Annotated in this window: 12 protein-coding genes; 4 read left to right on the forward strand and 8 right to left on the reverse strand. The window is 32.2% G+C overall.

The window, feature by feature from the left end; genetic code table 11:
• Window positions 1–9: 9 nt before the first annotated feature.
• From B0I03_RS08070 to recR, 3 genes are all read right to left on the reverse strand, one after another.
• Window positions 10–2475, reverse strand: coding sequence for a polysaccharide biosynthesis tyrosine autokinase (locus B0I03_RS08070; RefSeq protein ID WP_111566936.1), 2466 nt, complete (start codon window positions 2473–2475; stop codon window positions 10–12).
• A 5-nt stretch (window positions 2476–2480) separates the two neighbouring features.
• The gene (locus B0I03_RS08075; protein ID WP_111566937.1) at window positions 2481–3272 is read right to left on the reverse strand and encodes a polysaccharide biosynthesis/export family protein; all 792 of its coding nucleotides are present in this window, start codon (window positions 3270–3272) and stop codon (window positions 2481–2483) included.
• Between the two features lie 135 nt (window positions 3273–3407).
• Window positions 3408–4028, reverse strand: a complete 621-nt coding sequence (gene recR / locus B0I03_RS08080) for a recombination mediator RecR (protein WP_111566938.1) — start codon at window positions 4026–4028, stop codon at window positions 3408–3410.
• A 140-nt stretch (window positions 4029–4168) separates the two neighbouring features.
• Here recR and B0I03_RS08085 point away from each other — a divergent pair, with 140 nt between their 5' ends.
• Entirely contained in the window at window positions 4169–5665 is a 1497-nt protein-coding gene (locus B0I03_RS08085; RefSeq protein ID WP_111566939.1) for a sodium:solute symporter, read from the forward strand.
• Here the strand turns inward: B0I03_RS08085 and B0I03_RS08090 are convergent.
• Window positions 5662–6018 (reverse strand): CoA-binding protein, encoded by a 357-nt coding sequence (locus B0I03_RS08090; RefSeq protein ID WP_111566940.1) that lies wholly within the window; start codon window positions 6016–6018, stop codon window positions 5662–5664. The two genes, B0I03_RS08085 and B0I03_RS08090, sit on opposite strands and share 4 nt — an antisense overlap.
• Before the next feature lie 102 nt (window positions 6019–6120).
• Here B0I03_RS08090 and B0I03_RS08095 point away from each other — a divergent pair, with 102 nt between their 5' ends.
• Complete coding sequence (locus B0I03_RS08095) at window positions 6121–6552, forward strand: hypothetical protein (protein ID WP_111566941.1); 432 nt, start codon at window positions 6121–6123, stop codon at window positions 6550–6552.
• A gap of 93 nt (window positions 6553–6645) precedes the next feature.
• The gene (locus B0I03_RS08100; RefSeq protein WP_026725615.1) at window positions 6646–7269 is read left to right on the forward strand and encodes a MarC family NAAT transporter; all 624 of its coding nucleotides are present in this window, start codon (window positions 6646–6648) and stop codon (window positions 7267–7269) included.
• A 94-nt stretch (window positions 7270–7363) separates the two neighbouring features.
• Here B0I03_RS08100 and ctlX read toward each other — a convergent pair whose 3' ends face one another.
• Together ctlX and B0I03_RS08110 are read right to left on the reverse strand one after the other, a co-directional pair.
• Window positions 7364–8299 carry a citrulline utilization hydrolase CtlX gene (gene ctlX, locus B0I03_RS08105; RefSeq protein ID WP_026725616.1) on the reverse strand — a complete coding sequence of 312 codons (936 nt, stop codon included), beginning with the start codon at window positions 8297–8299 and terminating at the stop codon, window positions 7364–7366.
• A gap of 62 nt (window positions 8300–8361) precedes the next feature.
• Window positions 8362–9276 carry a dimethylarginine dimethylaminohydrolase family protein gene (locus B0I03_RS08110; RefSeq protein ID WP_111566942.1) on the reverse strand — a complete coding sequence of 305 codons (915 nt, stop codon included), beginning with the start codon at window positions 9274–9276 and terminating at the stop codon, window positions 8362–8364.
• 133 nt (window positions 9277–9409) lie between these two features.
• On the opposite strand from B0I03_RS08110, the gene B0I03_RS08115 reads away from it, so the two are divergent.
• A complete protein-coding gene (locus B0I03_RS08115; protein WP_111566943.1) occupies window positions 9410–9781 on the forward strand; it encodes a hypothetical protein in 372 nt (123 codons plus the stop codon).
• Between the two features lie 52 nt (window positions 9782–9833).
• Here the strand turns inward: B0I03_RS08115 and B0I03_RS08120 are convergent, their stop codons facing one another.
• The gene (locus tag B0I03_RS08120) at window positions 9834–11117 is read right to left on the reverse strand and encodes a citrate synthase (protein WP_111566944.1); all 1284 of its coding nucleotides are present in this window, start codon (window positions 11115–11117) and stop codon (window positions 9834–9836) included.
• 164 nt (window positions 11118–11281) lie between these two features.
• Window positions 11282–12577, reverse strand: a complete 1296-nt coding sequence (eno, locus tag B0I03_RS08125) for a phosphopyruvate hydratase (RefSeq protein WP_111566945.1) — start codon at window positions 12575–12577, stop codon at window positions 11282–11284.
• Between the last annotated feature and the right edge of the window lie 21 nt (window positions 12578–12598).

The raw sequence follows: 12598 nt of genomic DNA on the forward strand, positions 1-12598 counted from the left end.
CTAAGCAGTTTAGCTGTTCTTTTTGAACTTATCTAGTATTTTTCTCCAACCTTTTACAGGTTTAACTTCATCATGATAAGCTTCACCATAGGCTCCGTAGCCGTAGCCATAACCGTATCCATAGCCATAACCATATTTTGCTTTGTTTTGGAAACCATTAAATACAATACTTATATTATGTAACTCACCTCTTTTATGCTTATCATTTACAACACTTAACATTCCTTTTTTAGTAAATCCTTGTCGTGTAACATAAAGTGTTGCATCACAAAAATGAGCTAATTCTAAAGCATCAGAAACTAAACCTACTGGAGGAGTATCTAATACAATGTAATCGTATTTTGTTTTTAATTCTTCAATCATTTCTGCCATTGCTTCACTCATTAATAATTCGGAAGGATTTGGAGGAATTGGTCCAGATGGAATTACATCTAAATTAGGAATATGTGTTTTTTGAATTACCTCATCAATAGTTTTTTGACCGATTAGATAATTTACAACACCCGTGATATTATCAATATTAAAATCACCAAAAATTCTTGGTTTTCTTAAATCTAAACCTACAATTACCGTTTTTTTATCGCTTAGAGCAAATACTGTTGCTAAATTTATAGAACAAAATGTTTTTCCTTCACCACTTACAGAAGATGTAAGCATCAAGATTTTTGCTCCTTCTTTTTGCTGTTTCTTATACATGAACTGCAACGAAGAACGAATTGCTCTGAATGATTCTGCCAAAGGAGATTTAGGCTTCTCAAAAACAGATAAATTATTTTCAGTGTTTTTCTTTCCAACAACTCCAATTAATGGAATTCGAGTTAATTTTTGAATATCATCTGTTGTATTGATACTATTATCTAAAAGTGTAATTACAAACACAACTAATAAAGGAATCAAGAAACCTAACATTGCTGCTAAAATGTAATTTATGCTCGTTTTAGGTCCTCTCAAACCACCACCAACATCTTTAGCTGGATCTAGAAAATTAATATCGGATATATTGGCAGCTTTTACAATTTCAGCCTCACTTCTTTTCTCTAAAAAGGTACTATAAATTTTATCTTTTAGATTGTACTTTCTAGTAATTTTGATGTGCTCTTGTTTGTTCTCTGGCAATAAACTAGCTTCGCCTTCAGCTCTTGCAATATTTTTATTAATAAGAGACAAATCTAAATTTAAAGCACTTTTAGCACTTGAAATATTTTCTAATAATACTTTTTTTACCGATTCCATTTCAACATCAAAATCAGAGAACAATTTTTTGTTTTTAACCGAATAAGACATATTTGCTCTCTCAGCAGATAATTGAATTAATTTGGCTACGTTTCCAATGATGTTTGGATCATCAATACCGGCAACTGTTGGCGCTGGAAGTTTAGAATAATCGGTTGTTTTCTCTAAATAATTTTTAAGTAGATTATAGTAGGCAATTTTTCTATTTATACCATCTTTTTCTACATCATAAGCAGACAATTTTGAACTTAAAAGTCCGCTACCACCTTCTTCATCTAATTCAAAAATATTTTTACCCCTTCTAAATTCTTTTAATTCGTTCTCAGCTTCTTTGATTTGACCTTCCATTTCTCTCAAAGTACTGTCTATGAATCCAATTGTATTATTTGCAAACTGATTTTTACTTTCTAATTGAATTTTTCTTAATACATCAACAGTTGTATTTAAGTATTCTACTAGTCTGTATTTATTAGAACCTTCCATTTGCAATCTAACAACAGAAAGCGCCTTAGCATCAGCACTAACATCTATTCCTTTATATGTTGCAACCGTTGAGTTGAAGTCATCAAAACGCACATAATACTCTTGATTTGTGTATTCGTAAGCTTCTGGTTTAATTATAACTTTTAAATTAAGAAAAGGCAATGCTACTTCTTCATTAATTTTGTAATTCTTTTTAAACACACCGCCAGAAACATTAACTGGCTGAGAAACTAAATCACTATACTGCATTGTTTTTGCAGAAGTTGCTTCGCCAAAATCAACACTTAATTCATATTGAGTTGGAGATAAAAATTTAATTTTGATTAATTGCTTAAAAAGTTGCCCTTTTGTTTTATCGATTTCTACATAAAAAGGAACTTCTCCGTAGACATCCTGAAAAAAATATTCTCCTTTTCTTAGATATTTAATGTAATACTGTAATCTGTCTACAACTATTTCATTGTGAGAACGCGATTTTAAGGTTGTAATAATTGTTTGAACTTTATCAGACGTTCCTCCCCAGTTAAAAACTAAGCTCGTATTTGATGTAAAAAATGGATTGTTTTGGTCCTCAACCACTATAAGCGATTCCATTCCGTAAATTTTTTCTTTACGAATATTTACGTTGTAGGCGTAAACAAAAGTAATTATCAAAGACAGTAAAAACCATTTCCAATAACTAATAACTTTCAAAAGAAATCCTTTGAAATCGAATGTATTTTGGGATTCGAAAAAATTAAAATCTTTAGTATCTAGCATTTCAATTACAATGTTTTAGACAACACTAATAATGTTGTAATTAAAGAAATTGCAGTCATAATAGTTGCTACTGACTGTACTCCTGTAACTCCTGTACCCCAAGTTTTTTGTTTCAATGGCTTAACAATGATGTAATCATTTGGCTGAATGTAAAAATATGGAGAATTCATAGCACTTTCCTTTGTTAAATCGATACTATAAGTTTCAAAACCATGAGCAAATTTTCTAATAATTTGCACTTCTTTTCGATTTCCAGTAATAGGAATATCTCCAGAATTAGCAATAGCTTCCATAATTGTAGCTCTGTCTTGGTACAAAACATTAGTACCTGGCGAACCTATTTCTCCATTTATTGTATAACGTAATCCCGCAAGTTTAACCGTAACAAAAATATTTGCTTCTTTTCTAAAGTACTCTTCTAATAATTGTTTTTCAATTTTTTGACGAACCTCATCTGTTGTATAACCTAAAACATTAACCTCGCCTAAAATAGGAACACGAATATTTCCATGATCATCAACAGTATATCCATTAAAGAATAAAGTTTGAGGAGATGCCTGTGTTTGTCCATTCGTTTGTGAAACAGAAAACATTTCCACTAATTTTTGATCTAAAGCTTTTATATTAATACTTAAGATATCATTTGTTTGAACTCTATATGGCTTAGAAACCTCCTGAGCCACTCTTATAGAATCTGACTTTGATGTTGTATTAGGTTGCAAATAAGTTAATTCTTTTGTAGAAATACAAGAAGTAAAAAAGACTGCAATTATGGATAAAAAAAATATTTTTTTCATGTAAAATCTATACTTATTTTGAGTGCTGCTGATGGTTCAAAAAAACAAAAATGTAAAGCACACTAAATTAGGTAACAAATATAGTTTTTACAATTAAAAAAACGAAGTTATTATTGAATTTTGATTAAATTTTTACTAATATGGTTTTATTGAAGTTTCAAATGGAATTCGATTTAATAGACTTCTACCTAAAGTTACTTCATCTGCATATTCTAATTCATCACCAACAGCAATTCCTCTGGCAATAGTTGATGTTTTAATTTCGAATTCTTTAATCTGTTTGTAAATGTAAAAATTAGTCGTATCACCTTCCATGGTGGAACTTAAAGCAAATATGATCTCAGAAACATTTCCTGCTTTTACTTTTTCAACAAGTGAAGTGATTTTTAACTGACTAGGCCCAACACCTTCAATCGGAGAAATTTTCCCACCTAAAACATGGTAAACGCCTTTAAACATTCCTGTATTTTCTAATGCCATTACATCGCGAACATCTTCCACCACACAAATAATCGATTTATCTCGAGAAGCATTTGAACAAATTCCGCAAATATCCGCATCCGAAATCGTATTACACTCTTTACAGTATTGAATATCATTTCGCATAGCCGTTAGAGCCGAAGACAAAATTTCAGTTTGTTCTGAAGGTTGTTTTAATAAATGCAACACCAATCGCAATGCCGTTCTTTTACCAATTCCTGGCAATTGAGACATTTCGTTAACTGCATTTTCTAGTAATTTTGATGGTAATTCCATTTAGCAAAAGTAAAAAAAAGTTGGGAGATGGAAGTTGGAAGTTGGGAGTTTCCTAAAAATAATTATAAATGAATTTTCTTTTAACATATCGTTTCTAACTTCTATCTTTTTCCTACTTTAGCACAACTAAAAACCAATATATGACTTCAGGAACTATTTTAGCCATTATCATTATCTACTTCGGAATTCTGATTTTAATTTCCAATTTTGTTAGCAAAAAAGACAGTAGCAATGACGCTTTTTTTAAGGCAAATAAAAATGCGAAATGGTATTTGGTTGCTTTTGGAATGATTGGAACAGCACTTTCTGGCGTAACATTTATTTCTGTTCCTGGTGAAGTAGGAAATCCTGACTTACAATTCAAATATTTCCAATTTGTATTAGGAAATGCGATTGGATTTATCATCATAGCAACGGTTTTACTTCCGTTATACTACCGAATGAATTTGACTTCTATTTACAGCTATATTGAGCAACGATTAGGAGTTGTGAGTTACAAAACTGCTGCGACTATTTTCTTGATTAGCAGAACTATTGGTTCTGCATTTCGCTTGTATTTAGTCGTGATTGTGTTACAACGTTTTGTTTTTGACGATTTTGAAGTTCCGTTTGCGGTTACGGTTTTAATTTCGTTAGCCTTGATTTTTGCTTATACCTATCGTGGTGGTTTAAAAACCATTATTATTACCGATACTTTACAAACGTTTTTCTTAGTTTCTTCAGTGTTTTTGACGATTATTTTTATTTGTAATAGTTTAGATTTAGGATTTGTTGATGCTTTTGAAACCGTTAAAAACAGTAATTATTCTAAAGTCTTTTTCTATGAAGATTATTTGAAAGGAAATTATGTTGTGAAACAAATTCTAGGCGGAATCTTCGTAACCATCGCTATGGTTGGATTAGACCAAGATTTAATGCAAAAAAATTTAAGTTGTGCCAACATTGGCGAAGCACAAAAAAACATGTTTACTTTTACTGGAATTTTTGTAATTATCAATATTTTCTTTTTGAGTGTTGGCGCCTTACTTTATTTATATGCTGAGAAAAATGGCATTTCGGTTCCAATGGTTGATGGTGTAAAACGTACTGATTTGCTTTTCCCTGAAATTGCATTTAATCATTTGAATATTATTCCAGCTGTCGTTTTCTTATTGGGATTAACCGCGGCAACTTTCGCTACAACTGATTCTGCTTTAACTGCTTTAACAACATCATTTTGTGTAGATTTCTTAGGAATGGATAAAGCGGAAAACCAAAATAAACCCAACGCTGTTAGAACGCGTCATTTAGTGCATGTTGGATTTTCTTTATTAATGTTTTTGGTTATTATCATCTTCAATTCATTGAATGATAAATCCGTAGTAACAATGATTTTCAAAGTAGCAAGTTACACTTATGGTCCACTTTTAGGATTATATGCGTTTGGATTGTTTATGAAATCAAAAACCGTTCACGATAAATTAGTTCCAATTATTTGTGTTATTTCTCCATTGATTTGCTTTTTGTTAGCCAAAAATTCGGCAGCACTTTTTGGAGATTACGTAATTGATAACGAATTAATTATCGTAAACGGAATTATTACTTTTATTGGTTTGTTATTAATTAGCAAACCTGCTACAAGTCAAACCAAATTTTAGTATTGATTGGTCGCTAACAAAACCAACGTACAAGCTACTTCATACTGAATATTATTTGTTTCCAATATTTTATAAAAATCCGGATTTTCGGTTCCTGGATTAAAAATAACGCGTCTTGGTTTTAACGAAAGAATATAATCATAATACTCCACTTGTGCTTTTGGATTGAGATACAAAGTAACCGTATCTACTGCATGAAAATCTAATTTCTCGGTTTCGATTGGAATATCAAATGCCATTCCTTTTTTAGCTCCAATGGCTACTACTTGGTGACTTTTATCTACTAAACTATGGATAGCTTTATACGAATAACGTTCTTTATTTGTGGAAGCTCCTATAACTAATGTTTTCATTTTATTTTTATTTAGAAATTTAAAGTTACGATAAATAAACAAATAATAAAAATTTGCTAAAGTCTGATTTCGAAACCATTTTTGAAGTAATTTTAAACAAAAATGCTTTATAACATCTCATACAAAGACTTAAAAATCGAAAGAGAAATCAACGAATTAGTTGGAAAACCATTCTCAATATTTGACAATTTTAAAAAAGGAGGCATCGGTTCTCCAAAATTATTTATTACCCGATGCAGCTCGGCAATCTACGATTTATTACACGTTAATAACTCGGTAAAATTCTGCAACATTGAATTAAGACCAAAAGGCATTATAATTGGCTTTCAATCTCGATTAGATGTTTATGCTTTAGTGATTCCTTATTATAAATTAGTATTGTTCAAGCCAGGAAATTCAATTACTTTTCATATCGACCATCATTATATTTCAGTAGACTATTCCAAAAACAGTAAAGGCGTTCAAAAATTCATTGATAAACTTGAATTGGAAAAAGAAAAAAACACCTTCTACTCTCCATTAGATGCTTATTAATCTTCCTTACATTAAGTAAACCTAAAAGTAATCTAGATTTTTTTTTGATTCGTAAATAAAATAATTACCTTGTACTAAATTTGTAAAAAAACAATGGAATTATTTATTTACCTATTCGCCGCCCTATTCTCAGTATTAAACCCAATTGGAACTGTTCCTATTTTCGTGGCTTTAACCGAAGGTTATACGAGTGCTGAACGAGCAAAAGTTTCTTTAATTACCAGTATTAATGTTTTAATCATCTTGTTGATTTCGTTTTTTATTGGTCAATATGTGCTAAGTTTTTTCGGGATAACTATTACAGCGTTGCGAATTGCGGGTGGAATTATTATTACGAGTTCTGGATTTGGATTATTGAATGGAAATTTCAGTAAAAACAAAGGAATCAACAAAAAAGTCCAAAAAGAAGTTCAAAACAGAACACATATTGCGCTTACTCCTTTAGCCATGCCAATGTTAGCCGGACCTGGTTCTATTTCATTACTTATTGCTTATTATCAAGAACACAATACAACCTCTGAAATTATAATTTCAACAATTTCAATTACTGTTGTTGCGGCTACGATTTATTTGGTACTTCGTAGTGCTCATTTTTTAGCAAAAATGTTAGGTTCATCAGGAATTGTAGCAATCTCTAGAATCATTGGATTTTTAACGATTGCTATTGGTATTCAGTATATTATTAGTGCTATCTTAACCATTATTAGAGGAATCTAGTAAGTTGAGAATTGGAAGAAAAAAAATCCCAAATTCCGAATGATTCGGAATTTGGGATTTTTACTTTTTAAAATCACTCGAAGTGATGTTAGAATTATTCTTTCGGTAAGAAAATTTCCGCCATCATACAACGTGCGCTTCCACCACCACAAGCTTCAATTGTATCTAAACTTGAACTTACGATAGTTACATGTTCTTCTAATTGTGCAATTTGCTTTTTAGTCAAACTTTGGTGAGCTGAGGCACTCATAATTAAATATCTTCTGTCATCTGTTCCTTTTACCTCTAACATATTTCCAGCGAAATTGTTTACTTGGTCTTCGGTGATAAGAATTACTTCTTTTTCATCGCCTTTTAAACTATCTAAGACCATTTTACGTTCTTTTTTATCGTCGATACAATCTGCACAAATAACCGCAAATGTTTCGCCTACGCACATAATTACGTTCGTGTGATAAATATGTTTTCTTTCCCCATTTACTGTTTGAAACGCTTCAAAAATCACAGGTGTAAATTCGAAATCTTCACAAAATTCAATGAATAATTCTTCGTCTGCTCTTGGCGATAAAGCACAATACGCTTTTCCGTTAGCTCTATCTAAAACAATACTTCCTGTTCCTTCCAAGAAAATATCGTCATCTTCAGCTGAAGTGTAATCCATAATCTCATTGATTACAAAACCTTCATTTTCTAAATGATCTAAAACATCTTCTCTTCTTTCTAAACGACGGTTTTCTGCAAACATTGGATATAGAACAACATCTCCATTTTCATGAAATGAAATCCAGTTGTTTGGAAAAATACTATCTGGCGTATCTGGACTTAACGTATCTTCAACCACCACCACATTTAAACCTATCATTTTAAGTTTTTGGACAAAAGTATCAAACTCTTCTTGTGCCTTAGCGTTAACCGAAGCTGGTGTTAAATTATCCAATACTTTTTGGTAATAATTATTCACCGCTGTTTGTTCGTTCATACGGAATGCTACCGGACGAATCATCAATATGGAGTTAGTTGTTTGGTTCATGTTATTTTTTTGTTTCAGGTTTCAAGTTTCAAGTTTCAGGTTTGCAACTTGAAACAAAGTTTTTAATCTCTAATTAATGGTAAAGTTGAACATCTCAACAAACCTTCTTGTTTTGCAATTTCAGCATACGGAATTTCTTCTACTGTAAATCCGTTTTCGCGTAACCAATTATTTAATCTGGTGAAGTTTTTTTCGGAAACTACTACATCAGGAGCAATGGAAAACACATTGGAATTCATGTGATACATTTCCTCTCTTTCGATGTGGAATAGATTTTCTTTTCCGAATAAATTCACTAAAAACATATAATCGGCTTCTTCACGGAAACCACTTTTGTAGATAATTCCTTTATTGGTTCCCACAGGTTGAAAACAACAATCTAAATGTAAAGCGTTATCACGAGGTTCAATTTTCGATTTTACTAAATCAAATTCTTTCACAATTTTATTTGGAAACAATTCTTTAATATAATTTACTCCTTGCATGTTGGTTCTTGCTGTGATATAATCTTTGTAATCCGAACCTTTGTAAGTTCCGATAAAGATATACTCATTCCAAGGCATTACGTCTCCACCTTCAATATGTACTTCTTCTGGCGGACGCACCACTTTCTTAGGATCAATTTGATCGATTACGTATTGAATCGCATCTAATTCGCGTTCTCTGTCCGGTAAAATATTGGCTTTGATAAAAATGTCATCGATTACAAATCCGATGTCTCTGGCGAAAATTTGGTTGTAATTTTCAATAATTTGAGGTCTGAAGACTTTTACGTCGTATTTTTGGAACACTTTGTTAAAAGCTTCCATTTCTTTTACCATATCTGCTTCCACAGGATAGGTTCCAGCTTTAATATGCTCTAATGATTTAGGATCATAGGCTTCTTCGATAGTAGGTGTTGGACCGTTACTTGTAGCAGTTCCTAACACCACAGCCCTTAAACGGGAAGTTTCGTTTTTTACATTTAATTGTAACATAGCTTTCGGCTTTTGGCAAATATAGAAAAAGGAAACGAGAATATTAATTAGTAAACCGTTATAAATTCGCTTCAAAAAGATTCTTTTTAGATATAAATGATTAAATTTGAGAAAACTATAAAATCAAATTATCATGGGATTATCAAATTTTTTCAGTTCTCTTTTTGGGAAAGCAAAAGAGAAAGCGGAAATAGCAAAAGAAAACTTAAGCGAAGTAGCTGAAAACGTAGCTGAAAAAGCTGCAGATGTAGCCGAAGACGTAAAAGAAACGGTTGAAAATGTAGCTGAAAAAGCGTCTCAAAAGCTAGAAGAAATGGGCGTGCCAGAAAAAGTAAACGAATTTGTTGATGCAGCAAAAGAAAAAACCGCAGAAGCAGCTGGTTGGGTGGAAGAAAAAGCGCACAACTTAAAAGAATCATTACAAAATGCAGCCGAAACTGTAGAAGATAAAGTGGAAGATTTAACAGGAAACACAGAAGAGGAAGTACAAAAACCTACTGAATAAATTTTAAACTTATAAAACAAAAATCCCACTTTTCAGTGGGATTTTTTTATGACTATCTATCTTTAACTTCCTTAAATGGACGTAATGGATATCCTGTGTAAACTTGTCTTGGACGACCAATTGGTTCTTTATTTACTCTCATTTCTTTCCATTGTGCAATCCAACCTGGTAAACGACCAATAGCAAATAAAACAGTAAACATTTCAACTGGGATTCCCATCGCTCGGTAGATAATTCCTGAATAGAAATCTACGTTTGGATATAAGTTTCTTGATTTGAAATATTCGTCTTCTAAAGCTACTTTTTCTAATTGTTTTGCAATATCTAATAATGGATCATCAACTCCTAATGAATTTAATACATCATCAGCTGCTTTTTTAATGATAGTTGCTCTTGGATCAAAGTTTTTGTAAACACGGTGTCCGAATCCCATTAAACGGAATGGATCGTCTTTATCTTTTGCTTTTAAAACGAATTTAGCAACGTCACCTCCATTGTCATGGATTTCTTGTAACATTTCTAAAACTGCTTGATTAGCTCCTCCGTGAAGTGGTCCCCAAAGTGCAGAAACTCCAGCAGAAATAGAAGCAAATAAACCTGCATGAGAAGAACCTACAATTCTCACTGTAGAAGTAGAACAGTTTTGTTCGTGATCTGCGTGTAAGATGAATAATTTATCTAAAGCAGCTACTACTTTTGGATCTGCTTTGTAAGGTCCAGTTGGTAATTCAAACATTAAACGCATGAAATTTTCAACGTAACCTTTTGTATTATCGTAATAATTTAAAGGATAACCCATAGTTTTTCTGTAAGTCCATGTAGCAATTACTAAGAATTTACCCATAGTTTTACAAACCGCTTCATACATTTCTTTTTCGTTGTGAGGATTCACAGACTTAGGATTAAAAGCAGTTAAAGCACTAGTCAACGAAGCTAAAACGCCCATTGGGTGAGCTGTTTTTGGAAAACCATCAATGATGTTTTTCATTTCCTCATTAACTAATGTATATTTACGAATATCATTTTCGAATTTTGCTAATTGTGCTGCTGTTGGAAGTTCTCCAAAAATCAACAAATAAGAAACTTCTAAAAAATCAGCTTTATCAGCTAAATCTTCTATTGAATATCCTCTGTAACGTAAAATTCCTTCTTCACCATCTAAAAAAGTAATTTCACTCGTACATGAACCCGAGTTTTTATATCCCGGATCAATAGTAATAGCACCAGATGCACTACGCAACTTGTCTATGTCGATAGCAACCTCATTCTCAGTCCCAACGATTACAGGGAACTCATACTTTTTGCCATCAAGCTCTAATATTGCAATTTTTGACATATTATTTATATGATATTTTATGATAAAATTAATGTGAATTGCGAATTTAACAAATAATAATTAAACAATAAAGAAAATATCTATAATTTATGGTTAAATAATATACATAAAAAATCCTGCTGTAAAATACTACAACAGGATTTAAAAATGATATCTAAAAGTGATTATTTTTTTACTTTAAATGCATTTACACCAGGAAAATAAGCTACATCAGCTAATTCTTCTTCAATTCTTAGTAATTGATTGTATTTTGCCATACGATCTGAACGAGAAGCCGAACCTGTTTTGATTTGTCCGCAATTTAAAGCAACTGCTAAATCAGCAATCGTGTTATCTTCGGTTTCTCCAGAACGATGAGACATTACAGAAGTATATCCTGCATTATGCGCCATATTTACAGCTGCAATAGTCTCAGTTAAAGTTCCAATTTGGTTTACTTTAATTAAAATTGAATTCGCAATCCCTTGACTGATTCCACGAGATAACCTTTCAACATTCGTTACGAATAAATCATCCCCTACTAATTGTACTTTATCACCTATTTTCTCCGTTAATAATTTCCAACCTTCCCAATCGTCTTCGTACATTCCGTCTTCGATAGAAATGATTGGATATTTTTCAGTTAATTCAGCCAAGTAAGAAGCTTGTTCTTCAGAAGTTCTGATTTTTCCGGTTTCACCTTCAAATTTAGTGTAATCGTATTTTCCGTTTACATAAAATTCTGAAGCCGCACAATCTAAAGCAATCATTACATCGTCACCAAAAGTATAACCAGCATTTGTAACTGCTAATTTTATTGAATCTAACGCGTCTTCTGTTCCTCCAGCTAAATTTGGAGCGAATCCACCTTCGTCACCTACTGCTGTAGATAAATTTCTATCATGTAATACTTTTTTCAAGTTGTGGAAGATTTCAGTTCCCATTTGCATTGCATGAGTAAAATCTTTTGCTTTAACTGGCATAATCATGAATTCTTGAAACGCAATTGGAGCATCTGAATGCGAACCGCCATTGATGATATTCATCATTGGAACTGGCAATGTATTTGCAGAAACCCCACCAACATAACGATATAATGGCATCCCTAATTCGTTAGCCGCAGCTTTTGCCACCGCTAAAGAAACACCTAAAATAGCATTAGCCCCTAGATTTGATTTATTTGCAGTTCCATCTAATTCAATCATCATTTTGTCGATTAAATTTTGTTCGAAAACCGACATTCCTACAATCGCTTCAGCAATTCTTGTATTTACATTTTCGGCTGCTTTTAAAACCCCTTTTCCCATGAAAGCTTTACCGCCATCACGAAGCTCTACTGCTTCATGTTCGCCAGTAGAAGCACCACTTGGAACAGCTGCTCTTCCTAAAATTCCGTTATCTGTAACTACATCTACTTCGATTGTTGGATTTCCACGCGAATCTAAAATTTGTCTTGCGTGAACTTTGATAATTATACTCATTTTATATTTTTTTAAGTTACT

Source organism: Flavobacterium aquaticum (assembly GCF_003259835.1).
Taxonomy (GTDB): Bacteria; Bacteroidota; Bacteroidia; order Flavobacteriales; family Flavobacteriaceae; genus Flavobacterium; species Flavobacterium aquaticum.

Excerpts from the sequence above, each read along its gene's own strand:
- B0I03_RS08070 (WP_111566936.1), bottom strand. The coding sequence starts at position 2,475 with ATGCTAGATACTAAAGATTTTAATTTTTTCGAATCCCAAAATACATTC.
- B0I03_RS08075 (WP_111566937.1), bottom strand. The coding sequence starts at position 3,272 with ATGAAAAAAATATTTTTTTTATCCATAATTGCAGTCTTTTTTACTTCT.
- recR (WP_111566938.1), bottom strand. The coding sequence starts at position 4,028 with ATGGAATTACCATCAAAATTACTAGAAAATGCAGTTAACGAAATGTCT.
- B0I03_RS08085 (WP_111566939.1), top strand. The coding sequence starts at position 4,169 with ATGACTTCAGGAACTATTTTAGCCATTATCATTATCTACTTCGGAATT.
- B0I03_RS08090 (WP_111566940.1), bottom strand. The coding sequence starts at position 6,018 with ATGAAAACATTAGTTATAGGAGCTTCCACAAATAAAGAACGTTATTCG.
- B0I03_RS08095 (WP_111566941.1), top strand. The coding sequence starts at position 6,121 with ATGCTTTATAACATCTCATACAAAGACTTAAAAATCGAAAGAGAAATC.
- B0I03_RS08100 (WP_026725615.1), top strand. The coding sequence starts at position 6,646 with ATGGAATTATTTATTTACCTATTCGCCGCCCTATTCTCAGTATTAAAC.
- ctlX (WP_026725616.1), bottom strand. The coding sequence starts at position 8,299 with ATGAACCAAACAACTAACTCCATATTGATGATTCGTCCGGTAGCATTC.
- B0I03_RS08110 (WP_111566942.1), bottom strand. The coding sequence starts at position 9,276 with ATGTTACAATTAAATGTAAAAAACGAAACTTCCCGTTTAAGGGCTGTG.
- B0I03_RS08115 (WP_111566943.1), top strand. The coding sequence starts at position 9,410 with ATGGGATTATCAAATTTTTTCAGTTCTCTTTTTGGGAAAGCAAAAGAG.
- B0I03_RS08120 (WP_111566944.1), bottom strand. The coding sequence starts at position 11,117 with ATGTCAAAAATTGCAATATTAGAGCTTGATGGCAAAAAGTATGAGTTC.
- eno (WP_111566945.1), bottom strand. The coding sequence starts at position 12,577 with ATGAGTATAATTATCAAAGTTCACGCAAGACAAATTTTAGATTCGCGT.